At 75.5% G+C, this 23713-nt stretch carries 23 protein-coding genes; all 23 read right to left on the bottom strand.

Annotated features, from left to right (window positions below; translation table 11 throughout):
- Window positions 1-99: 99 nt before the first annotated feature.
- Complete coding sequence (locus tag AB0A74_RS33680) at window positions 100-1437, bottom strand: 2-polyprenyl-6-methoxyphenol hydroxylase-like oxidoreductase (protein WP_358255930.1); 1338 nt, start codon at window positions 1435-1437, stop codon at window positions 100-102.
- A 4-nt stretch (window positions 1438-1441) separates the two neighbouring features.
- On the bottom strand, window positions 1442-1984 hold the full coding sequence (locus tag AB0A74_RS33675; RefSeq protein WP_358255928.1) for a nuclear transport factor 2 family protein: 543 nt from the start codon (window positions 1982-1984) through the stop codon (window positions 1442-1444).
- 170 nt (window positions 1985-2154) lie between these two features.
- Window positions 2155-3126, bottom strand: a complete 972-nt coding sequence (locus AB0A74_RS33670; protein ID WP_358255927.1) for an NADPH:quinone reductase — start codon at window positions 3124-3126, stop codon at window positions 2155-2157.
- A gap of 17 nt (window positions 3127-3143) precedes the next feature.
- A complete protein-coding gene (locus AB0A74_RS33665) occupies window positions 3144-4082 on the bottom strand; it encodes a prenyltransferase (RefSeq protein WP_358255925.1) in 939 nt (312 codons plus the stop codon).
- Complete coding sequence (locus AB0A74_RS33660; protein ID WP_358255923.1) at window positions 4079-5617, bottom strand: class I adenylate-forming enzyme family protein; 1539 nt, start codon at window positions 5615-5617, stop codon at window positions 4079-4081. The genes AB0A74_RS33665 and AB0A74_RS33660 overlap by 4 nt, the downstream gene beginning before the upstream one ends.
- Window positions 5618-5805: 188 nt before the next feature.
- Window positions 5806-6486, bottom strand: coding sequence for a methyltransferase (locus AB0A74_RS33655; protein ID WP_358255921.1), 681 nt, complete (start codon window positions 6484-6486; stop codon window positions 5806-5808).
- Window positions 6487-6507: 21 nt separating this feature from the next.
- Complete coding sequence (locus AB0A74_RS33650; protein ID WP_358255919.1) at window positions 6508-8028, bottom strand: NAD(P)/FAD-dependent oxidoreductase; 1521 nt, start codon at window positions 8026-8028, stop codon at window positions 6508-6510.
- Entirely contained in the window at window positions 8025-8489 is a 465-nt protein-coding gene (locus tag AB0A74_RS33645; protein WP_358255918.1) for an SRPBCC family protein, read from the bottom strand. The genes AB0A74_RS33650 and AB0A74_RS33645 overlap by 4 nt, the downstream gene beginning before the upstream one ends.
- A gap of 30 nt (window positions 8490-8519) precedes the next feature.
- Entirely contained in the window at window positions 8520-9374 is an 855-nt protein-coding gene (locus AB0A74_RS33640; protein WP_358255916.1) for a maleylpyruvate isomerase family mycothiol-dependent enzyme, read from the bottom strand.
- The gene (locus AB0A74_RS33635) at window positions 9371-10417 is read right to left on the bottom strand and encodes a PEP/pyruvate-binding domain-containing protein (protein WP_358255914.1); all 1047 of its coding nucleotides are present in this window, start codon (window positions 10415-10417) and stop codon (window positions 9371-9373) included. The genes AB0A74_RS33640 and AB0A74_RS33635 overlap by 4 nt, the downstream gene beginning before the upstream one ends.
- Window positions 10414-11043: a MarR family transcriptional regulator gene (locus AB0A74_RS33630; RefSeq protein WP_358255912.1), complete on the bottom strand. Its 630-nt coding sequence runs from the start codon at window positions 11041-11043 to the stop codon at window positions 10414-10416. The genes AB0A74_RS33635 and AB0A74_RS33630 overlap by 4 nt, the downstream gene beginning before the upstream one ends.
- Window positions 11040-11318 carry an acyl carrier protein gene (locus AB0A74_RS33625; RefSeq protein WP_358255910.1) on the bottom strand — a complete coding sequence of 93 codons (279 nt, stop codon included), beginning with the start codon at window positions 11316-11318 and terminating at the stop codon, window positions 11040-11042. Before AB0A74_RS33625 ends, AB0A74_RS33630 begins: the two co-directional genes overlap by 4 nt.
- Window positions 11305-12816 (bottom strand): PEP-utilizing enzyme, encoded by a 1512-nt coding sequence (locus AB0A74_RS33620; RefSeq protein ID WP_358255908.1) that lies wholly within the window; start codon window positions 12814-12816, stop codon window positions 11305-11307. Before AB0A74_RS33620 ends, AB0A74_RS33625 begins: the two co-directional genes overlap by 14 nt.
- Entirely contained in the window at window positions 12813-13784 is a 972-nt protein-coding gene (locus AB0A74_RS33615) for an SDR family oxidoreductase (RefSeq protein WP_358255906.1), read from the bottom strand. Before AB0A74_RS33615 ends, AB0A74_RS33620 begins: the two co-directional genes overlap by 4 nt.
- Window positions 13781-14908 carry an SDR family oxidoreductase gene (locus AB0A74_RS33610; RefSeq protein ID WP_358255904.1) on the bottom strand — a complete coding sequence of 376 codons (1128 nt, stop codon included), beginning with the start codon at window positions 14906-14908 and terminating at the stop codon, window positions 13781-13783. The genes AB0A74_RS33615 and AB0A74_RS33610 overlap by 4 nt, the downstream gene beginning before the upstream one ends.
- Window positions 14905-16125 carry an acyl-CoA dehydrogenase family protein gene (locus AB0A74_RS33605; RefSeq protein ID WP_358255903.1) on the bottom strand — a complete coding sequence of 407 codons (1221 nt, stop codon included), beginning with the start codon at window positions 16123-16125 and terminating at the stop codon, window positions 14905-14907. Before AB0A74_RS33605 ends, AB0A74_RS33610 begins: the two co-directional genes overlap by 4 nt.
- 38 nt (window positions 16126-16163) lie before the next feature.
- Entirely contained in the window at window positions 16164-17840 is a 1677-nt protein-coding gene (locus AB0A74_RS33600) for an AMP-binding protein (protein ID WP_358255901.1), read from the bottom strand.
- A 3-nt stretch (window positions 17841-17843) separates the two neighbouring features.
- Window positions 17844-19544: an AMP-binding protein gene (locus AB0A74_RS33595; protein WP_358255899.1), complete on the bottom strand. Its 1701-nt coding sequence runs from the start codon at window positions 19542-19544 to the stop codon at window positions 17844-17846.
- Between the two features lie 38 nt (window positions 19545-19582).
- The gene (locus AB0A74_RS33590) at window positions 19583-20158 is read right to left on the bottom strand and encodes an SRPBCC family protein (protein WP_358255897.1); all 576 of its coding nucleotides are present in this window, start codon (window positions 20156-20158) and stop codon (window positions 19583-19585) included.
- 100 nt (window positions 20159-20258) lie between these two features.
- Window positions 20259-20909: an isochorismatase family protein gene (locus AB0A74_RS33585; protein WP_358255896.1), complete on the bottom strand. Its 651-nt coding sequence runs from the start codon at window positions 20907-20909 to the stop codon at window positions 20259-20261.
- Window positions 20910-20916: 7 nt separating this feature from the next.
- Window positions 20917-21678, bottom strand: coding sequence for a 2,3-dihydro-2,3-dihydroxybenzoate dehydrogenase (gene dhbA, locus AB0A74_RS33580; protein ID WP_358255894.1), 762 nt, complete (start codon window positions 21676-21678; stop codon window positions 20917-20919).
- 49 nt (window positions 21679-21727) lie between these two features.
- A complete protein-coding gene (locus AB0A74_RS33575) occupies window positions 21728-22933 on the bottom strand; it encodes a 3-deoxy-7-phosphoheptulonate synthase (protein WP_358255892.1) in 1206 nt (401 codons plus the stop codon).
- Window positions 22930-23713: aminodeoxychorismate/anthranilate synthase component II (locus AB0A74_RS33570; protein ID WP_358255890.1), on the bottom strand; the 784-nt coding region annotated here is incomplete at its 5' end. The genes AB0A74_RS33575 and AB0A74_RS33570, both read right to left, overlap by 4 nt.

Here is a 23713-nt window from a genome sequence, read left to right as displayed (position 1 = left end):
CCGCGCGCCACCGGTGCGGGCTTGGATTGCGCTCACCGTTCGTTCCTCCAATCCGTTGTCGTTCGCCGGGCCGGCCGGAATGCGCGTGAGCGGAACCGGTCACCCGCGCCGATTTCCGGTCAGGGCTTTGCACAACAGCCACGGCCGCACGAGCGCCGAGGGTTTTTCCAGGAACGCGCTGACCCGGATGAACCGGTCGGCCACGGACCGGTCGTGCCGGGCGGCGCCGAGCAGCCGGTCGACGTAGGCGTTGGTCAGCCGCACCGGCAGCGACCGCGGCCCTTGCACCTGCGGCAGGGCGAGGTCGCCGCCCACCGCCATCCGCCAGGCCACGTCGATCGGCTTGGCGGCGGCCCGGAAGAACCGGCGGGCGAGGTCGTCCGCGCCGTCCCGCAGGCACTCCCGCAGTTCCAGCGCCTGGAGCGCGGCCACGGTCATGCCCTGTCCGTAGATGGGGTTGAAGCTGCACATCGCGTCCCCGAAGACCAGCAGGCCGCGGGGGAACCGGCGCAGGCGGTCGTACCGGCGACGCCGGTTGGCGTGGTAGCGGAACGTGGCGGGCGGCGCGAGCGGCTCGGCGGCGTGCAGGGCGTCCAGGACGTGGCGGGGCGCGAACCCCTCGACGAACCGGAGCATCCCGGCCAGGTCCGACGGGGGCAGGTGCGGCCGGTACCCGGCGGCGGTGAACAGCCACGTGTCGTGCTCGTAGGCGATCAGCGCCATCCCGGTCGGCCGGTCGGCGCTGCCGCCGAGCAGGAGCAGCTTCTCCGGCACCGCGCCGGGGCGCAGCCGCAGCGGGGTGCTCGCGTAGCCGAGGTGGATCGGGACCACCTCCTCGGCGGGCCGTGGGAACCCCAGGCCGTCCAGCCACGCCGGGGTGCGCGCCGCCCGGCCCATCGCGTCCACCACGCAGGCGGCGGGCAGCACCCGGTGCGCGCCGCCCGGGTCGGCGGGGACGACCCGCACCCCGGTCACCGCCTCGCCGGCCGCGTCGAGCACCAGGCCCGCGGCGTCGGTCCGGTCCAGGAACCGCACGTTGGGCAGGGCCCGGACCCGCTCGCGGACCCGGTGCTCCAGGTGCGGCCGGCTCGGCAGGTACAGGGGCCGGCCGAACCCCGAGCCCGGCGGCAACCGGGTGCCCCGCACGGAGAAGACCATCTCGGTGTAGTCCTCGATGACCTTGGTGCCGCCCTCGGCGAGCCCGGACAGCAGGCCGGGGAACAGCTCCTCCAGCGCCGTCGAACCGCTGGGCAGCAGGGCGTGGGTGTGCCGGCCGTGCGGCACGCCCCGCCGGTGCCCGGCCGGGCCGTCCAGCGGGTCCCGCTCCACGACGGTGACCTCGTCGAACACCTCCGAGAGCACCCGCGCCGCCAGCAGACCGCCCATGCTCGCGCCCAGGACCACCGCCCGGCCGCCGCCACGCATCGCGTCGCCCATCGGCTCAGAACGCCCGCAGCCCGCGCAGGACCAGCGGCACGACGACGCGGTCGTTGAACCGGACCAGCCCGCCCAGCACCGCCTTGGACAGCCCCACGACCCGCGCCATGCCCGGCTTGCCGTGCGCACGGGCCAGGTCCTGGCCGATCGCGCCCATGAACGTGATCGCCGCGGGCAGCGGGCGGATGAACACGACGATCTCCTTGATCCGGGGCTGGTCGTCCAGCCGCACGTGGATCGCGTGGTCGATGGGCACCCCGCGCACCCGGCCGGAGTAGCTGAACAGCGCCGACCGGTCGTCGCTGACCTGGCCGGTCAGCCGGAAGTCGTCCAGGCTCGCCAGCGCCGAGGTCAGCTCGCGGATGTGCTGCGGGCCGGTGAACCCGTACCGGCTGGTGATCGGCGAGCGCACCACCACGTCGTCGGCGAGGGTCGTCTTGGCCAGTTCGAGGTCACCGGACTCGACCGCCGTGCGGTAGCGCTGGAGCACCTCGGCGGCGGTCGGCCCGCTCGGCGCCGGCTTGGTCGGGACGGATTTCGACTCCACGTGTCACTCCCAATCTGGATGCCTGCGAATTCGTCGGATTCGTGCACGGAAGAAGTGCTCGACCGACCGTAGGAGCGCGTCCGATTCCGGGACAACGCCCGCCGATCGGGTTTCGGATTTCTGCACAGGGAATGAGCGGTGGCACGATTCCCGCCGGCGCGGCGGCGCCGTCAGGGCAGCACGACGATGCGGCCGGGCCGACCGCCTTCCTCCTGGGCGCGGTGGGCCCGCGCCGCGGCCGTGAGCGGCAGCACGGCCCGGATCCGCGCGCGCAGCCCGCCCCGGGCGAGTTCGGCGTTGATCTCCGTCGCGGCGGTGGCGAGGTCGGCGGTCGAGGCGTTGCTGATGGCGAAGCCGTGCAGCCGGAGGTCGCGGGTGTAGCACGCCCCGACCGGCAGCTCCGCCCGGGCGGTGAACCCGGCCGACAGCACGATCCGGCCGCCGCGCGCCATGAGCGGCACGGTGCCGGCCAGGTCGTGGTGTCCGGTGTTGTCCCAGTGGACGTCCACTCCGGACGGTGCCAGGGCGGCGATCCGCCGGGACAGCAGGGGGTCGTCCCGGTCCAGCACGTCGTGCGCGCCGCAACGCCGGCACCACCGCGCGTTCTCGGCGCGGTCCACGGCGATGACGCGGGCGCCCGACGCGGCGGCGAGCTGGACGACCGCGCTGCCCACCCCGCCGCCCGCGCCCACCACGACGATCGTCTCGCCCGGCGCGACCCGCGCCTCGCGGCGCAGCCCGATGTGCGCGGTGGCCGCGGTGTGCAGCACGGCCACCGCCCGCACCGGGTCCACCCCGGCGGGCAGCCGGTAGAGCCGGTCCGCCGGCACCGCCGCGTACCGCGCGAACGACCCCTGCCTGCCGTCGTGGCCGAGGCTGTTGCACCACACGCGTTCGCCGGTGGTGAAGCCCGCGGCCGCCGACCCGGTCCGGGCCACGACGCCCACCAGGTCGCGGCCGAGGATGAACGGGAACGGCACCGGGGTGCGGTAGGCGCCCGACCGGATCAACGTGTCCACGTGGTTGACCGCCGCCGCCTCGACCCGGACCAGCACCTCGCCCGGTCCGATCGCGGGCACGGGCAGCGGGCCGACCCGGATCGCCGACGCCGGTCCGCACCCGCCGACGTAGGCGGCCGTCATCGTCGGAGGCGGGGCGGTCACGAGAGGGCGATCGCCGCGGCGAGCCCCAGGCAGCCCAGGTCCAGCGCCACCAGGCCGAGGAACCGGGCCCGGCGCCAATCGCGGCGCCGGACGCCGGCGTGGAGCTGGACGGCCTGCACGACGACCACCGGGACGACCGCCACGGCGAGCGCGGTGTCGATCCGGGTGGTCGTGAACAGCGCGGTGAGCAGCGCCAGGCCGGCGACCGGGAGCAGGCACAGCACGACGTCGTAGCCGCGCGGCGGCAGCAGGACCGCCAGCGTCCGCCGCGACACCGCCGCGTCGCCCCGCCGGTCGGAGGCGTTGCCGTGGCAGACGACCATGAGGAACCACAGCCCGAACAGCGCGCTCACCAGGAGGGCTTCGGCCGTCACCCCGCCCGCGACGATCCAGTACGGGGTGAGCGCGAGGCCGCCGAGGATGCCGAAGATGGACAGTTCCAGCCCCAGCGGGCGGTAGCTCGTCTTCAGCCCGGTCGAGTACTGCACCGCCGCGACCTGCGTGACCAGCAGCAGCGCCACCGCCGCCCACGGCACCGGCCCGTCCACCAGGACCACCGCGAGCAGCCCGGCCACGACGCTGCCCACCCAGCACACCACGCCGAACACCACCGCCTCCGACTCGGACAGCACACCGGTCACCAGTGGTTTCTTGGCCCGGGTCCGCGGCGGCCGGCCCGCGTAGTTGCGCGCGTCGCTGCCGTCGCGGAAGCCGCCCAGGTCGTCGGCCGCGCCGCCACTCCACTGCAGCAGGACCACCGCGAGGAGCAGCAGGAGGACCGGGGCGATGCGACCTCCCAGGTGGCCGTCGAGGCGCAGCAACAGCACGGCCAGCAGCCACGAGTACTCGTGGTGGTAGATGCGGGCCTTCCCCAGCCGGAGGAAGCCCACGGCCTTCGCGCGGACCGGCGCCGGGACCGCGCCGGTCCGCGTCACGAGTCCACCGCCGCCCCGTCGCCGGTGAGCCGGCGGACCAGGTCCTTGATCCGGTCGCGCTTGATCTTGCCGGTCACCGTGCGCGGGAACGCCTCGTCGGGGATCACCACCGGCTCGGCCAGCCGCGCCACCGTCGGCGCGACCCGGTCCCACTCGGCCCGCCGGAACCGCGCCCCCGGCCGCACCGACAGCACCGGCCACGCCGTGCCGTCCACGTCCACGACGACCAGTTCCAGCAGCTCCGGGAACCGCTCCAGCAGGACGTTCTCCGCCGCGATCGCGCTGGGCGCGCCGGTCACCCGGTCCACCTGGCGGTCGATCAGCGTCAGCCGGCCCAGCCGCGAGATCGACCCCCAGTCCCCCGTGTCCCACCACCGGTTGGTGGGGAACCGGCGGGAGGCGATCCCGGGTCGGTCGAGGTAGCCGGAGAACGTGCCGGGTGTGCGCACGGTGATCCGGCCCGGTGACCCGGCGGGGACCGGGCGGCCGTCGTCGCCGACGATCCGCACGCGGCAGAACGGCATCCGCGGCCCGACCGGGTGCCCGCCCACGGCCTTGCGCCCGCGCCGGGACGTAGCCCTGGTGAACCCCTTGACGTGCGTGCGGACCGCGACCGGGCCGGACTCGTTCTGGCCGTACACCTCCACGCACAGCGCCAGCCGGTGCCCCGAGCCGGACAGCAGCGCCCGGATCGTGTCGGGGTGGATGACGTCGAAGCTCGCGCCGAAGAAGCGCACGGACCGGAAAGCGCCCCGGTCGGCCAGGTGCTGCCACGCCCGGAAGGTGTTGGGGTGGGTTTCCAGGAAGATCGGGCGGTGCCGGGTGAGCATCCGGGCGACGTTGTCCGGCGAGACGTCGGACAACAGCAGCAACGGCACCCGGCGGATGAGGGCGCCGTAGACGCCCACGACCGTGCGGCCGTGCACCGGGGAGATCGCGAAGGCCATGTGGCCGCGCAGCCGCATGCACGCCTGGAGCCCGGCCTGCACCCAGGAGTTGAAGCGGATGCTGCGGCCGGAGCACTCCACCAGCTTGGGCACCCCGGTGGTGCCGGAGGTGTGGACGACGACGTACGTGGCGTGCGTGGCGACCTCCGGTTCGCGGGTGAACCGGGCGTGGGAGGGCAGTTCGGCGGCGATCCGCCGCCAGTCCAGCACGCGGTGGTCGGGCAGCAGCGCACGGCACTCCGCCACGCGGTCGTCGGCGGTGACCACGGCGCTGATGTCGGCGACGTCGGCCACCATCGCCCGCAGGGTGTCCCCGTCCAGCGTCGGGCTGATCAGGATCGGCACCGCGTCCAGCGCGGTGATCGCGGCGTAGGCGACGATCACGTCGGCGGGTGTCTCCAGCCACACCACGCACCGGGACCGCGCCGTGACGCCGTTCGCCTTCAGCGCGGTCGCGGTGCGCGCGGCGGCGTCGGCGATGGCGGCGGGCGGGACCTTCTCGTCGTGCGCGGTGAGGATGATCGGTTCGTGGTCGACGATCCACGGTTCCGCGTCGTCGGGCAGCGCCAGCAACCTGTCGAAGATCATGGAGGTTCCCTGGGGTCGATGGTGTTCGGGGGTGACGCGTGACCGGCGGGTGGTCGCCCGGGGGGGATCGGGGTGCTCCGCGACGGGCCGGGTCAGCCGCCCCCGGCCGACCCGGCCTCCCTGTCCGGCATGGGACCGACGTCCCTCGCGCGCCGTCCGCGACAGGGCGGCTCCGGTCCGGTCGGCGCTCAGCCGCCGAGGAGTTCCAGCAGTTCGTAGACCACCGGGCCCTCGGGTTCGGTGACCGTGGTCGAGGCCAGCGACACCAGCCGCTGGTGCTCGTGCGCCGCGAACAGGTCGAGGTGGGTGCGCTCGGCGCGGCTGCTCACCCCCAGCAGGACCCGGCCGCCCGGCGCGAGGTGGGCGCGGGCGTCCCGGAAGAAGCGCTTGTGGGCGTCGTAGCCGGGATCGACGTAGGCCAACTCGTGGACGTGCTCGGGGGTGAGCGCCGGCGGCGTCCAGACGTTGTTGGAGTGCCAGTAGACGACGTCGAACCGCTCCTCCTCGGCCAGCGGGGCGAACAGGTCGCCCAACCGGCAGCTCACCGCGTCGGCGACGCCGAAGCGCCGCGCGTTGAGCGCGGTGTTCTCCACCGCGACGGGGTTGAGGTCGGTCGCGACCACGCCGCGGCAACCGGCCAGCGCCGCGCTGACCGCGATGAGGCCGCACCCGGAGCCGATCTCCAGCAACGACCCGTCCACGGGGAAGTCGAGCAGCGCGAGGTGGGCGGCCGAGGACCGCGAGTCGCCCGGCGAGAACACCCCGGGCAGCACGAGCCACGACCGGCCGCCCACGTCCACCTCGCGGGGGGCGGCGCCGTTCTCCCGGCTGGTCCGGCTGCGGCGCAACGCCTGTGTGTAGTCGTACACCCCTGGTCCTTTCCGCGTCCCTCAGCCCGTGCCGTCGCCGGCGAGGGGTGTGGTCTCGTAGTTCTCGATGTCGAAGCGCGCGAGCGCGCGCCGCAGCCTGCGCTGCGACCACGGCCAGACGACGAAGTTGCGGCCGTGCTCGTCGTGGTAGAAGCTGCGGCACCCGCCGCTGTCGTAGACGCTGTCGCGCAAGCGGCGGCGCAGCTCCCGGTCGAACGCGTCGAACCGGTCGCGCCGGACCTCCAGCGCCCCGACGGCGCGGGACTCGGCGGTGCGGATCGCGTCGACGACGTAGTCGAGCTGGCGTTCGGCCAGGGCGAGCAGCGAGTGGTGCGTGACGCCGTTGGGCCCCAGCAGCAGGTAGGCGTTGGGCAGGCCGGGGACGGTGGTCGCGCGGTAGGCCCGCGGGGGCGCGGCGGACCACGCGTCGGCCAGCAGCCTGCCGTCCCGGCAGCGGACGCGCCGCGCGATCGCCGGGTGCCGCAGCTCGAACCCGGAGGCGAACACGAGCACGTCGACCTCGGCCCGGGTGCCGTCGGCGGCCACCAGCACCGAGCCCTCGACCGCGGCGAGCGCGCTCGGCACCAGGTCCACGTTGGACTTGGTGAGCGCGGGCAGGTAGGTGTTGGACAGCAGGATGCGCTTGCAGCCCACGGTGAACTCCGGTGTCAACGCCGCGCGCAGCGCCGGGTCGGGCACCTGGCGGCGCAGGACCGACCGGCCGACCGCGTTGAGCACGCGGGCGACCCGGGCGCGCCGCATCAGCGCGCCCAGCAGCCGCAGCACGACGTCGCCCGCGAGCCGGGCCAGGCGCTGGGTCGCCGGGTACCGGCGGAACACCGCCCGCACCGCCGCGGGGAAGGCGAAGTCCAGTCGCGGCAACACCCACGCCGGGGTCCGCTGGAAGACGTGCAGCCGCCGCACGTGCGGCTGGACCTCCGGGACGATCTGCACCGCCGAGCAGCCGGTCCCGACCACCGCGACCCGCCGGCCGGTGAGGTCGACGCCGTGGTCCCAGCGCGCCGAGTGCAGCACCTCGCCCGGGAAACCGGCCAGGCCCGGCAGGTCGGGGATCCTGGGCTCGGTCAGCAACCCGGAGGCGAACACCACGTGCCGCGCCGAGAGCACACCGCGGGAGGTCCGCAGGGTCCACCTCTGGCGCGCGTCCGACCACGTCGCTTCGAGCAGTTCGGTGGCCAGCCTGATGTGCTCGGCCAGGCCGAACCGGTCCACCGTGTCCTCGATGTAGGCCAGCAGCTCCGCCTGGCCGACGAAGTTGCGGCTCCACCCGGGGTTGGGGTGGAACGAGAAGGAGTAGACCGGCGCCGGGATGTCCACGGCGCAGCCGGGGTAGGTGTTGTCGCGCCAGGTGCCGCCGACCCGGTCGGCCTTCTCCAGCACCACCAGGTCGGTGATGCCCGCGCGGCGCAGCTTCACCGCGGCGGCGATGCCGGACAGGCCGGCGCCGACCACCGCGACGTGGAACGGTCGCCCGCCGTCGGACGTGGTGATGCCCTTGCCCGCGGTCGTCGGGCGGCTCACCGCCGGTCCTCCAGGATCCGCTTGGCCAGCGCGAGCTCCCGGCGCACCGACGCGGGCAGGGTGCGCCGCAGGGTGGGCTCGAACAGGCCGCGCAGCAGCGGGTTGAAGCGGAACGAGATCATGCGGGTCACCTCCGCCCCGCCGTCGACCGCCACGGCGCTGAACCGCGCCCGGAACAGGCCGGCGCACCGGTTGAGCGCGTTGCGCGGCAAGGGGGCCAGGCGCACGTCGATGCGTTCACCGGCCACCAGGCGCATCCGCGAGGTGGTGCAGGGCTCGGGCAGGCGCACCCCGGGCAGGCGCGGCCGGAACTTGAACTCGACGACGTCCCCGCGCCTGCGGCTCCACCGGATCGGGCCGATCTTGTCGTCCACCTCGGCGTAGCGCTCCACGTCCAGGACGAATTCGAGCCAGTCCCGCGGCTCGCAGGCGATGGTCTCCCGCTCGGTCACTTCGATCATGGGCACGCTCCTGCCGCGTCGGTGGTCGGGTCACAGGTAGGCCCGCGCGTGGGTGGTGGCCAAGGCGGCCAGCGGGCCGTCGGTCTCGAACGGCCGCCGCCCGCCGGCGCGCCGGGTGGCGGTGCGGCACCACGCCGCGAGCGGGCCGCGCAGGACGTCGGTGGCGTCCTCGGGGCCCAGCCGGTGGAGGGCGCCGTCGTGCGCGCGCAGTTCCAGGCGCAGGGTGTGCCCGGCGGGCCACCGGGTCCCGGCGCGGGCCAGGGCGTAGCGCAGGGTGGCCAGCCCGAGTTCGGCCACGCGCAGCAGCCTCGGGGTCTCCGGCACCGGGAGGCCGAGCGCGTCGGCGATGTCCAGCCCGTGCGCCCAGTGCTCCATGAGCCGCGCGGTCGCGAACACCCGTGCCGACAGGCCGAACCCCCACGCGACGCGCTCCTGCGGATCGCGGCGGCCCAGCGCCTCGCGGGTGCGCGCGGCGGCGCCGGCCCACCACGACACCAGGTCGGTGGGGGACATGCCGTCGGCGCGCCGGCAGCCCGCCGCGGTGAAGTCCTCCGCGGTCGCGAAACCCCCCAGGGCGCGGCGGAAGGCCCGGGGGCCGTCGAGGAGGGTGTCGGCGGCGACCTCCTCGGTGTCGGCGAGGTGGGCCACCTGGTCGCGGACGGTCCAGCCGGGCGCCGCCGACGGCCGCTCCCAGTCGGCGGACGCCAGCGCGTCGAGGAGCGCGGCGAACGCGCGCTGCTCGTCCGCGAGGTCGGCCAACTCGTCCGCCCACGCCCCTCCCCCGGCCACCTCGGGCGGCAGCCGCGGGGACCGCGCGGCGGCCAGGGCGCCCAGCACGGCGGCGAACCCGCGCTGCCCGAAGCCCATCTCGTCCGGTCCGGTCACCGCGACACCGCCACCGTGCCCGCCGAGCCGTCCACGACGAGGTCGCCGCCGGCGAGCGCGCCCAGCGCCGCCCGGCCGACCCCGGTGACGCACGGGACGCCCAGTTCGCGCGCGACGATCGCGGCGTGGCACAGCATCCCGCCGGTCGCGGTCACCAACGCCGACGCCTCGGCCATCAGCGGCACCCAGTCGGGGTCGGTGTGGTCGGCCAGCAGCACCGCGTCGGCGCTCCACCCCGGATCGGCGGCGTCGCGCAGCAGCAGACCGCGGCCCGAGGCGGTCCCCGGCGCGGCGGCGGTGCCGCGCACGACGTCCCGGCCGAGCGGGCCGGCGGGCGGGGCCGCGAGGTCGGCGGTCGTCGGCCGGAACTGCAGCCACAGCAGACCGTCGTCCACCAGCGCGAACTCCAGGTCGGCGGGCACACCGAGGGCGTCCTGCACGGCCAGGCACGCCTCGCCCACCGGCAGGCCGCCGCCGGCCAGCGGCCGGGCCGCCGAGCCGCCCACGCGGCCGGCGGTCGTCCACTCCTCCCAGTCGGGCGTCACCACACCGGACACCAGCGCCTCCCCGCTGCCGCGCGTCCACTCCAGCCGGCCCGCGCCCGGGCCCCGGCCCAACCACACGCCGCCGCGGGCGGGCGGTCGGTACGGCTGCAGCAGCACCGCCATCCCGAGCGCGCCGCCGTCCCCCACCTTCGCGCGGTACGCCGCGACGCGCTCGCCGTGCGCCGACGCCCGGACCCGCGCCACCGCGGCGGGCAGGTCGGCCGCGGGGACGTCGAGTTCGCTGCGGAACATCCCGGCGTAGGACCGCCGGTCGCCGTCCTCGCTGGTCGCCGAGCTGCGCACGGCCCACCGCGGCGCGACCCCCGCCAAGCCCGCGAACGCGTCGGCGGCGGGCGCGGCGTCGACCGGGACGACCCAGGTGTCGGGCACCGCGAGCCCGAGCCGGGACAGGGCGGCCAGGCCGACCGCCTTGCCACCCGCCCACGACCGGTCGTCCCCGTCGAGCCGGCCGGTCAGCCGGACCAGGTCCGTCGTCATCGCGCGGCCCCGGTCTCCTCGGCGTGCCGGTCGACGCCCAGCACGAGCTGCAGGTCGCGGTGCAGCTCCATCCAGACGTCGTGGTAGGACTCGCACAGCACGCCGGTGAACGCCGTGCGGTCGCCGTCGCGCACGCGGTCCAGCGCGGCGCTGAGCCGCGCCCGGTAGCCGGTGAGCCGGTCGAGCGCCCGTCCCAGGTCGAGCAGCAGGGAGTCGACCCGTTCGTGGAGCCGGCCCAGCTCGACCACCAGCGCCCCGGTGTAGCGGGCGTCGGAGTGGTCGTTCGGCACGCCGTCGCGCACCTGCCAGCGGGTGCAGACGCCCTTGAACCACCGGTCCAGCGGGAGGAACCGCTCGTACCCCGCGCGCAACCGGCCCCGGGCCGGCTCGGTGATCCTCTCGGCCACCAACCGCGCGTGCAGCGCGCGGCCCTGCTTGGTGATCCGCCACAGGTCGCGGCCCGCCAGGTGCTCGGCCCAGCCCCCGTCGCGCAGGACCACCAGGCCCGGCAGCACGTCCACGCCCGTCACGGCCGCCAACGCGGCCGGCGGCGCCATCGCCTTGATCGCCAGCGCGTGCAGGACCTCGAAGTGCCCGGTCGCGCCGGCCTCCACCGCCCCGGTCACGGCCGGCCCGCCCGTCCCGACCGGGCGGCGTCGAGCAGGGCCACCAGGTCGCCGACCGTCTCGACGCGGGCCGCGCCCGGGTCGTCCACCAGGGACACGTCGAACCGCTTCTCCAGTTCCAGCAGCATCTCCAGGGTGGCCAGGGAGTCGACGCCGAGGTCGGCGACGATCCGGTCGGACGTCCTGATCTCGCGGGTCACCCGCTTGATCCGGGTGTAGACCTCCTCCAGTGCCGCGATGACCTCGGCGGAGGACGTGTGGTCAGTGCTGGTCAAGGATGATCACCTCTCCGGTGCTGCCGTTGACGGAGACCCGGGTGCCGGCGGGCAGCGACGCGGCGCCGGGGTAACCGACGACGCAGGGCACCCCGTACTCCCGGGACAGGATCGCGATGTGGGACATGTCGCTGCCGCGTTCGCTGAGCACGCCCGCCGCGTACGGCAGCAGGGGCGCGATGTCGGCGTCGGCGGAGGAGCACACGAGCACGACCGGGCCGTCGGGCAGGTCGTCCTCGGGCGAGCAGGCGACGCCCACCCCGATGCCCGGCGCCACGCCGCGCCGCGCCACCACCGGGACGTCGGACTGCCAGGGGCGCACGACGCCGTCGCCGGCGGTGAGGTCGAGGTGTTCGGGCATCGGGACGCGCAGGGCCCGCCGGCAGGCGGCGGCGCGGGCCGCCGCGCGGTCGGCCGCCGCGGGGTCGGTCGCCAGGTCGGCGAACTCGTCGACGGTCAGGTACGGCCACACGTCGTCGCCGACGCCCAGGGCGGGCGCGAGCGCGGGCAGCAGTCGCCGGTAGACGTGCAAGGTGCGCATGGCCAACGACTTGGTGTGCTCCCGACCGGCCATCAACTCGCCCACGGTCACCGCGAGCGCGCGCACGGCCCGGTCGCGCCACGGGCTGAGCATCCCGCGCAGCGCCTCGGCCGGGTCCAGCAGCGCCACCGGGCGCTCGCCGATCGGCGTCGCCGCCGGCTTGTGCCGCACCCGGAACTCGCGCCAGGGCTCGGTGTGGTCGGCCACCTCGTAGAACGACGTGTCCAGGAAGTGGCCGGGACCGAACGGGTCCCCGGTCGCGGCGGCGTCGTGCAGCCGGTCCCACACCAGTTCGCGCGGGCGGCGCAGCCACTGCGCGATCTCCTCGCCGTTGCGCATCAGCTTGCGGTAGGCCTTGCGTTGCAGGGCGTTGGCGGGCACCAGTCCGGCGGAGGCGAACATGTGCAGTTCCCACGCCTCGTCCAGCACCGGTTTCGCCGCCCGCAGCACGCCCGACAACGCGACCGGGTTGTTCGTCGTGACCGCGGCCCGCAGGCCCCGCTCCAACTCGCCGACGCGCTCCTCCTGGCGGCGCAGGCGCGGGCCGATGTCGCGCAGCAGCCACAGGAAGGCCGCCGCGCCGGCCCACCGGCGGGGCTTGGCCACGCGCAGCGACTCGACCTCGTCGGGCACGTGGACGCCCTCGAAGTAGGCGTCGGTGACGTCCTGCGGCTCGAACCCGACGATGTTGCGGGCCAGGTGGCAGTAGGCGGCGAGGTTGTGGTAGGGCCGGCAGCCGAAGTAGCCCAGGAACACGAAGTGCGAGCCCTCGGCCCACGTCGAGCGCCCGTACAGCCGCCGCATCAGCGCGCGGCTGCCGCGTTCCATCGGCTCGCCGACCAGCGACCAGGACATCGGGGACAGCCGTTCCGGCGCCACCTCGCCGAAGTTGCCCGCCGAGTACACCCGGAAGTACGGGTGCGGATCGGTGTCCACGGGTGAGATCCGCGCGGTCATGAGCCACCTCCCAGCAGCGCGCGGCCGGTGTCGGCCAGGTAGTCCGGGTCGGGGGCGGGCCAGGGCCGCGGGACGTCCCGCAGCACGTCGGGGTCCACGTCGAACCACGGTTCGAGGTAGGCGACCACCTCGCGCGGCAGGCCGATGCGGTCGCTGACCAGCGCGGTCAGCCGGCGCAGGCCCCGGCCGCCCTCGACGATCCGGGGCACGACCCCCCACGGGCGGCACACCTCGGTGAACACCCGGCGCAGGCTGGGCAGCGCCGGGTCGAACCACGTCCACACGTCGCGGCCGATCGGGGCGGTGAGGGCCTTGAGCACGATCTCCGCGGCCGAGGAGACGTCGGTGATCCAGCACGGGAACTCGCCGCCGTGCCGGGCCGGCACCGGGTAACCCGCCAGCAGGTGCGGCAGCACCGCGGGCAGGCCGTAGCTGGTGTCGATGGGCCGGCCGAACGGGTCGGCGCCCGCCACCGGACCGAACCGCACCGCGCCGACCGGGAGGTCCGCGGCGTCGCGCACGAGCCGCTCGGCGCAGTACTTGCCGTACTCGTACCAATTGCGGAACCCCTGCCCGGTGTAGAGCTCGCGGTTGGTGACCCGGCCCTTCGCGCGGCCCAGGGACAGCAGCGACGAGATGTGCACCGCCTGCTCCAGGCGGGGCAGGGTGCGCAGGAACTCCAGCGCCGACCTGGTCCCGCCGGCGTGGGTCTGCAGCACCTGGTCGGGGCCGGCGGCCCAGGACACCGAGCCGAAGGTCAGCACCACGTGCGTGGTCTGCGCGCGGATCGCGGCCAGCGCGTCGCCGGACAGGCCGAGGTCGGGCAGCCGCACGTCGCCGCGCACCCCCTCGCCGACCGGTGTGGCGCCACCGCGGGACAGCACGCGGACGGCCGCGCCGGTGCGGGCCAGCGTGCGGGCGATCCCCGCGCCGACGAACCCGGTGCCGCCCAGGATCAACACGTTCATGGCAGGAACCTCGACAATCCCGAGTCCACGGGCGCCACCGGCGTGGCCGGGGCGGGCGCGTCGAACAGCAACCGGGCGATCAGCTCGGTGTCCGGTGCGGGCGGCGGGCCGGGCAGCAGGCTCGCCAGCGCGCCGCGTTCCAGCACCCGTTCCAGCCCGATGTAGCGCAGGCCGGTCAGGCTGTTGCGCCAGGACCTGCTCAGCGGCCAGAACCGCTCCGCGTTGCCGGACAGCCACAACACCTGCGCGGCGGTGGCGGGCACCACGCGGACCCACCGGCCGAACGTCGCGGGCGACACCGACCGCGCGGTCTCCAGCAGCGCCCGGGTGGTCGGGGCGCGCTCGCCGGCGGCGACGTGCACCACGGTGGGTTCCCGTCGCGGCCCGGTCCGCAGCGCGCCCGCCACGGCGTCCAGCAGGGTGGCGGCGGCGACGTCGCGCGGCAGCACGTCCACGCGGGCGCCCGGCATCAGCGGCAGCACCCGGCCCGGCAGGTCGTCCCACCGCTCGGCCAGCAGGTACAGCGAGTTGCGCTTGAGCGTGCGGCCGGTGCGGGAGTCGCCCACCAGCGCGCACACCCGGCAGATCAGCACGTCCGGGTCGGCGGGGTCGTCGGGCCGGGCCTGCGCGGCCAGCTCCCGTTCGGCGGTCCACTTGCTGTGCTCGTAGGCGGTGCGGTGCCGGTCCACGGCGAGTTGCCGCTCGGCGATCGGGCCGATCAGGCCGCCCGCCACGAAGATCGAGGACGCGTGGCAGTGCAGCACGCGCCGGCCGGAGCGGCGGCGCAGCTCGCGCGTCACCTCCAGCCCGTGCCGCGCGCCCAGCACGTTGACCGCGTGCAGGTCGCGCCCGCTGCCCGCCCAGTCGGTGTCGCCGGCGAGGTTCACGACCGCGTCCACGGTGTCGCCCAACGCGTCCAGCACGGCGTCGGTCAGGCCCCAGCGCGGCAGGCGGACGTCACCGACGACCTTCGCGTGGTCCAGGTGCGGGAAGGCGCGCGCGAACGGCACCCGTCCCGGCCGGTCGGCCCGCACCAGGGGCACGAGGTCGATCCCGCGCTCGGCCGCGACCTCCGCGACCGCGGTGCCCAGCTGACCGGTCACGCCGGTCACCAGGATCCTCATGGCGCCACCACGACCCGGTCGTAGGCGGTGAAGTCGGGGACCAGGCCGCCGGCGACCAGCTCCCACATCATCTCGTCGCTGCCGCCGCCGAGGCGGGCCAGCCGGGAGTCGCGCCACATGCGGGCCAGCGGTGTCTCGTCCTCCAGGTAGCCCATGCCGCCGAACATGTGCATGCACTCGCTCATGACCTCCTCCAGGAACCGCGCCGCGGTCGCCTTCAGCGCGGCGATCTCCCTGGTGCCGCAGGCCTCGACGGCCATGCCCTGGGCCGCCGCGTAGACGGCGTAGCGCAGGGTCACCAGCCGCGAGGCCAGCTCCGCGAGCCGCAGCCGCAGCGCCTGGCGCCGCACCAGGGGTTCGCCGAACTGCTCGCGCCGGTGCAGGTGCGCGGTGGTCAGCCCGATCGCGTACCGGGCCGCGCCGGCGGCCTGGGCGGCGATGGACAGGCGCTCGTGGTCCAACGCCCACACGGCCGCGAGCAGCCCGCCGCCGGGCCGGCCGACCAGCGCGTCGTCGGGGACCCGGGCGTCGACCGCCATCCACGTCGTGTCCAGCGCCGCGGTGCCGACCTTGGTCAGCCGCTTGCGCGGGGTCAGCCCCGACCGCGGCACCGCCAGCAGCCCGAGCCGGCCCGCGACCGCGCCGCCGCCCTCGTCCAGCCGGCACAGCAGCAGCGCGAAGTCGCACACCAGTCCCAGGGACAGGAACTTCTTCTCGCCCGTGACGTGCCAGCCGCCCGGGACCCTGCGGGCGGTGGTGCGGACGCCGTTGAGGTCCGACCCGCCCGTCGGTTCCGACGCGCCCAGGCAGCCCACGCGGGTGCCGTCGAGAACCCCGTCGAGGTGCTCGCGCAGCAGGGCGTTGTCGGCGTGGCGGTGCAGGACGGACGCGACCGTCTCGCACTGCAGGCTCAACCCCACCGACAGCCCGAGGACGCCCAGGGCGCCGCTCTCCTCGGCGATGACCACGCCGAGCCCGGGGTCGCCGTGCGGGCCGCCGGACCACCGCTCGCGCAGCAGCCCGGTCGCGGCGATCTCGGTCAGCGCCCACCGCGGGAACAGGCCGTCGGCCTCCGCCCGGGCCACGCGCGGGTCGAACGCCGTGCGCAGCACGTCGGCCACCAGGGCGCGGCCGTCGGCCACGCGGTCGCCGAACGGCCCGTCCGCGAACAGCGGTCGCCTCGTCCGCGGGCCGACCGGTTCCTGTTGGTGCACCATGACTCCCCTTCTCGACACCGACGTCGGTACGCGCGCGTTCATGGCGCCACCTGCGCCAGTTCGCCGCTCAGGTAGGCCAGCCACAGCGCTCGGCGCCGCGGTTTGCCGCTGGAGGTGCGCGGGATGCTGCCGGACCGCACGTGCAGCACCCGGACCGTGACGCCGTCGCCGGTCAGCGCGCGGACCGCGGCCTCGGTGGCGGGGACGGCGTCGGCGGCCAACGGCCGCTCGGTGACCACCAGCACGGTCGGCGTCGACCGGAGGACCCCCGCGACCACGACCGCGTTCCGCCGCGACACCAGATCCCGCGCGACCAGTTCGAGTTCGACGTCCTCCATGAAGACGTTCTGCCCGTTGACCTTGACGCTGTCGCCCAACCGGCCGATCACGTACAGCTCGCCGTCGAGCAGGAAGCCCGCGTCGCCGGTGCGGAACCCGGCGGCGGTGAACCTCGCCGCGTCCTCCGGCGCCGCGTCGAGGTAGCCGGCCGCGACCGAGGGGCCGCGCACGAGGATCTCGCCGACGACGCCCTCGGGCTGCTCGACCCCGTCGTCGTCGAGGATCCCGACCTCGACGCCGTCGAGCGGGCGACCGCAGCCGACCTGCCACAGCCGCGGGTCCGCGACGGGTTCGGTGGTCAGCTCGGCGCTGTCGCGCACGTCCACCTTCTCGCCGAGGTCCCGCTCGACGCCGGTGCGGACCAGCCGGGGCGGCCCGGCGGCCCGGCGGCCGGTGACCGCCAGCGTGCACTCGGCCAGGCCGTAGGCGGGCATCAGGGCGTCACCGCGCAGGCCGTGCGGCTCCAGCAGGCGGTGGAAGCGGGACAGCACCGCCGGGTCCACCCGCTCGGCGCCGCTGACCACGCACCGCAGGCCGGAGAAGTCCAGCCCGGCCACGTCCTGCGGCCCGACGCGCGCCAGCAGCAGGTCGAAGCCGAAGTTCGGCATGACCATCGCCGCGTACGGGGCGCGACCGTACTCGGCCAGCCAGCCGCGCGGGTCGCGCAGGAAGTGCTCGGGCCGCAGCACCGCGTGCTCCAGTTGCAGCGTGGTGTGCGCGAGCATCGTGCCGACCAGGCCCATGTCGTGGTAGGTCGGCAGCCAGGACACCGCGCCGTGGTCCTCCAGCCGCATCCACTCCTGCATCGCCCGCAGGTTGGCGGCGAGGTTCGCCGTGGTGATCCGCAGGCCGCGGGGGTTGCCCCGGGAGCCGGAGGTGAACTGGAGGACCGCGAGGTCGCCGCGCCGGCGCGGCGCGTCCCGCGCGTGCTCGGCGTACCCGGGATCGACCACGCGCACCACGTTGTCCACTTCGGACATGACGCGGTGGAACACCTCGCGGTGGGCGGGGCCCACCACCACGTGGTCCGGGCGCAGCCGGTCGAGGATCGCGCGCAGGTGGTCCGCGTAACCCGAGCCGGCGCGGATGGTCCAGGGCAGGGGCAGCACCGACGGGGTGGCGCCGATCGCCAGCAGGCCGAAGAAGTGGGTGACGAAGTCCAGCCCGTTGGGCAGCACCAGCGGGACCACCTGCCCCGGCCGCACACCGGCGTCGGCCAGCGCCGCGCCCGCCCGCAGGGTCAGGTCGGCCAGTTCGGGGTAGGGGGTGCGCCGCCAGGAGCCGTCGTCCTGCCGGAACCGCACCCCGCGCGTGCCGGCGGGGTCGTCGAGCCAGCCGAGCACCCGGTCGGCGTCGGAGATCGGGTCGGGGGTCATGGGTCACCCTCCGGTGGTCGGCGTGATCGGCGTGGTCGGCGCGGTCGGCGTGGTCGGCGCGGTCGGCGTGGTCGGCGCGGTCGGCGTGGTGGGCCGGTGTGGCGACGCGGCCGGGCCCGGGGTCGGGGCTTCGGTCGGCGGTTCGGTGGCGCGTGGCAGCAGGGCGGCCAGTTCGCGCCGGCGGACCTTCGTGGTCGCGGTCACGGGCAGGTCGGCCAGGTCCAACTGGACCGGTGGGCGCATCTCGGGCAGGTCCGCCGTCGCGGCGCGCCACCGGCCGCGGTCCAGCGCCGCGCCGTCCCGGGTGACGACGACCGGGGTCGGCGCCCCCGGTCCGGTCGGGATGATCACGACCTCGCGCAGCGCCTCGATGCGCGACATCAGCACGTCCTCCGCCGCCAGCGCGCTGCCGAAGCCCGGGATGAGGTCCACCTCGCGGTCGGAGACGTGCAGGCACCCCCACCGCGTCCGGTAGCCGACGTCGCCCATGCGCCACCAGCCGCGGTCGAGCTGACCGCGGAAGCGCGCGTCCTCGCCCAGGTAGGTCAGCGCCCGGCCGTCCGTGCGCACCTCGATGTGCCCGGGGGCCTCCGCGCTGGGCCGCTTCCCGTCGCGCGGGACCACCCGCACGGCGGTCATGCCGGGGAAGGGGAACCCGACGCACCGCGTGTCCACCCCGCCCGCGTGCCGCCGGCCGGTGACCCGGCCCGCGGTGGGGCCGACCTCGCTCTGCCCGTAGAGCTGCAGCTGCACCGGGCGCTTGCGGTGCGACGCCCCGAGGACGGTCCGGACGGTGCGCGGGTGGATCGCGTCGAACGTGCTGGAGAGGTACTTCACGCCGGCCAACGGCTCCAGCGGGTCCTCGGCCAGCGCCTCCCACTCGACGAACGTGTTCGGGTGCGCCTCCAGGATGCCCGGCCGGTGCGCGGCGAACAGCCCGGCGACGCGGTCCGGCGCCGGGTCGCGCACGACCAGCAGCGGGAAGCCGCGGTCCAGGGCGATGGCCAGCGCGCTGACCAGTCGCGAGTGGACGAACGAGACGTGCAGCGCCATCGTCTCCCGTTCGCGGATGAGCAGCCGGGCCATGAGCGCCTGCGGGCGGCAGCGCGCGCGGAGGCTCCGCGCGGTGTGCACAACCAGCTTCGGCAGGTCGGTGGTCCCGGAGGTGTGCGTGACGAGCACGGGGACGTCCGGGCTCGGCCGGGTGAACGGCCGGGGCCCCGCGTCGTGCGCCGGCCGCAGCGGGGTCGTGCCCGCCGCTTGCCCGGCGACCAGGAGCACCTCGGCGGTGTGGGCGCCGATGTCGGCGGGCAGCCGGTCCACGAGCGTGCGCTCGTCGGTGATCAGCCGCGGCCCGCCGACCCGGCGCACCAGCTCCGCCGCGGTGGCGCCGGGCAGCGCGGGCGAGAGCAGGACCGGCACGCCCCCGGCGCGCGACACCGCGCACGCCAGCAGCATGATGTCGAACGCGTCCCGCTTGTAGACCACCACCTTCTCACCGGGCCGCAGCCGCCGGTCGCGCAGCGCCGCCGCCAGGTCGGCGACGAGCAGGCCGCAGGTGTAGACCGACAGGTCCGTGCCGGCGTCGGGCGCCACGTCCAGCGGGTGGTCCAGCGTGATCCGCTGGTACGGGTGGCGCCGGAGCGCCTCGTCGAACAGCGCGCCCGGGAAGAGCCCCCTGTTCCCGAGTCGTTGCAGCAGCACTGGAGCGTCCCCTTTCACGTGGTGCGCGCGGCGTGCGGTCAGGAATTCCCACGAATGCTTTCCCCGGCTCGCTTCCCGAGCACTTCCCTGATGTTGGCCAGCGTCGTCCGCAGGTCGCCGGCGAGTTTGACCGACCAGTCGCGGAAGAACGCCTCCGCCTGCTCCGGGGAAAGCCCGGATACGATCTTCCGGATCCCTTCGGTCGGCCGCCCCATGCGGAACGCGTGGACCAGTTCGCCGCCGTCGGGCACCGGCCGCACCTCGAACGACCACACGCTGTCCTGCCGGCGGCCGGCGCTGTCCCGCATCGCCCACGCGAACCGGCGCGGCGGGTCCACCTCGACGACCTCGGCTTCAGTGGTCCAGGTCCCGCGCACGACCGGGGCCCAGCCGACCACGTCGGCCGCCCGGTGGTTGCGGCCCTCGAACACCGAGCCCACCCGGTCCGGACCGCCGACCCGCCAGGTTCCGCCCAGGCATTCGGGGCTCCATTCCCCGGAGCGGGACAAATCGCTCACGTAGTGGAAGATGTCCTCGGGAGCCGCCTCGATCACGATTCCGGCGCGTACCCGGAAGATCTCGGCGGTGTGGTCGTCACTGGACTTCTCGGTCACGGTGGCGACGCTACCGAGCGCCAAATCCGGAGAGAACCGGCGCCGAGCCGATTTCGTTCTTCTGCACAACCGCGCGCATGAAATCACGAACGACGCCGGCTCACGTGGCGCTCCGGGTTTCGAGCATCGCGCAGAGCCGGTCGGTGGACACCACCGCCGCGCAGCGCGAGGCCGCGTACTCCAGCGCGAGCCGGTGCCCCTCCGCGGTGAAGTCGGCCACCGCGTCGGCGACCAGGAACGGCTGGATGTCCCGGCTGAACGCGTCCACCGCGGTCACCAGGCAGCCCACCTGGGCGTAGACACCGCAGACGAGCAACTGGTCGCGGCCCAGCCGGCGCATCAGCCCGCCGAGCCGGGAGCGGGTGAACGCGCTGTACCGCCACTTGGTCACCAGGTGGTCGTCCTCCGCCGGCGCCAACTCCGCCACGACCCGCACGTCGTGGTCGGCCGAGGACATCCCGCTGCCCCAGAAGTCGCGCAGCAGGCCGCGTTGCGCCCGGCTCATGTCGCCGGGCTGCACGGAGTACAGGACCGGCACGCCCGCCGCTCGGGCCCGCTCCCGCAACCGCGCGGCGTTGGCCAGCAGTTCCCGGGCCGGGGAGCGGTCGCGGCGGAAGGGGCGCAGGAAGTACTCCTGCACGTCGTGCAGCAGCAGGGCCGCCCGGCCGGGGTCCGCCCGCCAGTCGACCGCGGCGGGCGGCAGGCTGCCGGGTTCGGGCATCGGGTAGGGCGGGATGCTCGCGATGGCCATGTGTCCCTCAGGTCCCCAGGATGGCGCCGCCGTCGACGCACAGGTCCTGCATGGTGATGTGCCGGGCGCGCTCGGAGGCGAGGAACAGCACGGCCTCCACGACGTCGCGCGGTTCGGCGATCCGGCGCAGCGGGATGCCCAGCCGGTACTGGTCGGGCGCGCCGTCGATGACGGCCCGGCGCCCGTCGCCGCCGGTCCACAGCGCGCGCAGCATGGGTGTGTCGGTCGAGCCCGGCGACACGACGTTGCAGCGGATGCCGTGCTCGGCCAACTCCAGCCCGAGCGTCCTGGTGTAGGAGGCGACCGCCGCCTTGGCCGCCCCGTAGGCGGCCATCCGCATCCGCGGCACGCGGCCCGCGTTGGAGCCGACGGTCACGATCACGCCCGCCCGGCGGCGCACCATCCGGGGCGCCACCGCCCGGGTCGTGTGGAAGACGCCGTCGAGGTTGACCGCGAACGTCGCGCGCCAGTCCTCGTCGGACATCTCGACGGCCGCGCCGGTGCGCAGCACCCCGGCGGCGTTGACCAACAGGCCGATCCCGCCCAGTTCCCGCTCGACCCGTTCGACGACCGCCGCCACCCCGGCGCTGTCGGCGACGTCCGCGCGGTAGCGGGTGATCCCCGGCTCGTCGTGCGCCGGACCGTCGGCGCCGGTGGTGAGGTCCAGGGCGGCCACCGGCCGGCCCTGTGCGGCCAGCGCGCGCACCACCCCGGTCCCGATCCCGCCCGCCGCCCCGGTCACCAGGGCGACGTCGTGTCGTGGGGCCACCTCCACTCCTTCCCCGGCCGGTCCCCCGGCCGCTCCGACGGCGCCCGCGTCACGACCGCGACCAGCGGCGCACGAGCTCCGCCGCCTGGTCGGGGTTGAGCCGCGGGTCGCACAGGGTCGTGTAGCGCAGCGGCACCCGCGCGGCGTCGGTCACCGCGCCGCCGAGGCACTCGGTGACGTCCGCGGTGGCGGTCTCCAGGTGCAGACCGCCGGGGTGGGCGCCCGCCCGGCGCACCACGCGCCGGAACCGGACGGCCTCCTCGACCAGGTCGGCCAGCCGCCTGGTCTTGAGCCCGTCGCCGAGGGTGAACGTGTTGCCGTGCATGGGATCGCTGAGCCAGACCACCGGGTGGCCCCGGCGGCGCACCGCCGCGACGATCGGCGGCAGCAGGTCCTCGACGTCGTCCACGCCCAGCCGGGCGATCAGGGTCAGCCGGCCCGGCACGCGCTCGGGGTCCAGCCGCCCGCACAGCGCCGCCACCGACGCCGGTGTGGCGGACGGACCGATCTTGCACGCCACCGGGTTGTCCACCGCGGACAGCAGGGCCACGTGCGCCGACCCCGGGTCGCGCGTCCGGTCGCCGATCCAGGGCAGGTGCGTGGAGGTGAGCACCCGCCGCCCCTCGATGTCGCGCACCAGCGCGGTCTCGTAGTCCATCACCAGGGCGTCGTGGCTGGCCCACGGCCCCGCCGGGAAGTCCTCGGCACGGCACGCGCGGTCGGCCCGCACGACCGCGAGGACGCGCTCGCTCAGCTCGTACGCCCGGACCATGCGGCGCGGGTCGTGCCGGCGGGCCTCGTCGCTGGGTTCCTCGGAGTTGACCAGGTGGCCGCGGAAAGCGGGCAGGGTCCGCTCGCCCACCCGTTCCACGGGCCGGCTGCGCGGTTTCGCGAACTGGCCGCCCAGCCGACCGATCCGCACGACCTCCTGGCCGCTGTCGGCGGCCAACGCGTCGGAGAGGCGGTGCAGCAGAGCCAGTTTCGCGCGCACGTGCGCCTCGTCGGTCTCGTGGAAGCTTTCCGCGCAGTCGCCGATCTGGAGCACTTGGGCGTGCCCGGCGGCCACGGCGGCCAGCGCGCGGCGCAACTCGTCCACCTCCGCCACGCCCACCAGCGCGGGCGCGGACCCCAGCGTCGCGCGGCTGGTGTCGTAGTCGGGGTGGTCGGACCAGGTGGGCTGTTGTGCGGCGTTCCAGTGGGCGGCTCCGGCGCGGCGCCGCCGGTCGACCACCGGCGTCCCGTCGTGGTGGATCACGCGGCTCCGCCTTCGTCGCGGGTCGCGCGCGCGACCGCGAGCCGGCCCGGTCCGCCGGCGCGCGCGGAGCCGCGGGCCCAGGCGGCCATCTCCGCCAGGACGCCCACGCCGCGGCGCGTCAGCACCGACTCCACGTGGAACTGCACCGAGGCGAACCCGGCGCCGCGCAGGGCCACCACGTCACCGGTGCGCGGATCGCGGCACAGCTCGACCGGGTCGCGCAGGCCGCGGGCCCGCACGAGGCCCACCGGGTGGCGGGCGGCGTAGGAGTTGTAGAAGCCGACCCGCTCGGTCTCGCCGAACAGCTCCACCGACCGCCCGAGGCCCTGGTTGGGCCGGTCGAGCCGGACCAGCGGCAGCCCGAGCCGCGCGCACAGCACCTGGTGGCTCAGGCACTCGGCGAGGAAGGGCACCCGCCGGTCCAGCAGCAGGTCGACCAGTTCGCGCGCCCGCCGGATGCGCGGGTCCACCCGGTCCCTCGGGTCGCCGGGCCCCGGGCCCAGCACGACCAGGTCGTGGCTGTCCACTTCGGACCGCTCGACCGCCGTCCAGGACCGGATCGCGACGTCGTGGCCCAGGGCGCGGACCTGCAGCGCCAGCATGCGGGTGAAGGCGTCCTCGAAGTCGACGACGAGCACCCGGGCGGGCGGGCCGCCGCGGGCCGGCTCCCGGGCCCCGAACCAGAACGGCGCCAACCCCTCGGCCCGCGCGCGCAGCGCGGCGCGGACGGCGGGGTGCGCGGCGACCGGCGGCCCACCGGGTCCGCGTCGGGGCGCGGAC

This window comes from Saccharothrix sp. NPDC042600 (genome assembly GCF_040647305.1).
Classification (GTDB): Bacteria; Actinomycetota; Actinomycetes; order Mycobacteriales; family Pseudonocardiaceae; genus Actinosynnema; species Actinosynnema mutabilis.
Note: the sequence above shows the minus strand (reverse complement) of the source record. Positions and strands in the feature narration are given on the sequence as shown.

Excerpts from the sequence above, each read along its gene's own strand:
- AB0A74_RS33620 (WP_358255908.1), bottom strand. The coding sequence starts at position 12,816 with ATGACCGCGCGGATCTCACCCGTGGACACCGATCCGCACCCGTACTTC.
- AB0A74_RS33635 (WP_358255914.1), bottom strand. The coding sequence starts at position 10,417 with ATGACGACGGACCTGGTCCGGCTGACCGGCCGGCTCGACGGGGACGAC.
- AB0A74_RS33585 (WP_358255896.1), bottom strand. The coding sequence starts at position 20,909 with ATGGCCATCGCGAGCATCCCGCCCTACCCGATGCCCGAACCCGGCAGC.
- AB0A74_RS33600 (WP_358255901.1), bottom strand. The coding sequence starts at position 17,840 with ATGACCCCCGACCCGATCTCCGACGCCGACCGGGTGCTCGGCTGGCTC.
- AB0A74_RS33645 (WP_358255918.1), bottom strand. The coding sequence starts at position 8,489 with ATGATCGAAGTGACCGAGCGGGAGACCATCGCCTGCGAGCCGCGGGAC.
- AB0A74_RS33605 (WP_358255903.1), bottom strand. The coding sequence starts at position 16,125 with ATGGTGCACCAACAGGAACCGGTCGGCCCGCGGACGAGGCGACCGCTG.
- AB0A74_RS33680 (WP_358255930.1), bottom strand. The coding sequence starts at position 1,437 with ATGGGCGACGCGATGCGTGGCGGCGGCCGGGCGGTGGTCCTGGGCGCG.
- AB0A74_RS33615 (WP_358255906.1), bottom strand. The coding sequence starts at position 13,784 with ATGAACGTGTTGATCCTGGGCGGCACCGGGTTCGTCGGCGCGGGGATC.
- AB0A74_RS33610 (WP_358255904.1), bottom strand. The coding sequence starts at position 14,908 with ATGAGGATCCTGGTGACCGGCGTGACCGGTCAGCTGGGCACCGCGGTC.
- AB0A74_RS33660 (WP_358255923.1), bottom strand. The coding sequence starts at position 5,617 with ATGATCTTCGACAGGTTGCTGGCGCTGCCCGACGACGCGGAACCGTGG.
- AB0A74_RS33670 (WP_358255927.1), bottom strand. The coding sequence starts at position 3,126 with ATGACGGCCGCCTACGTCGGCGGGTGCGGACCGGCGTCGGCGATCCGG.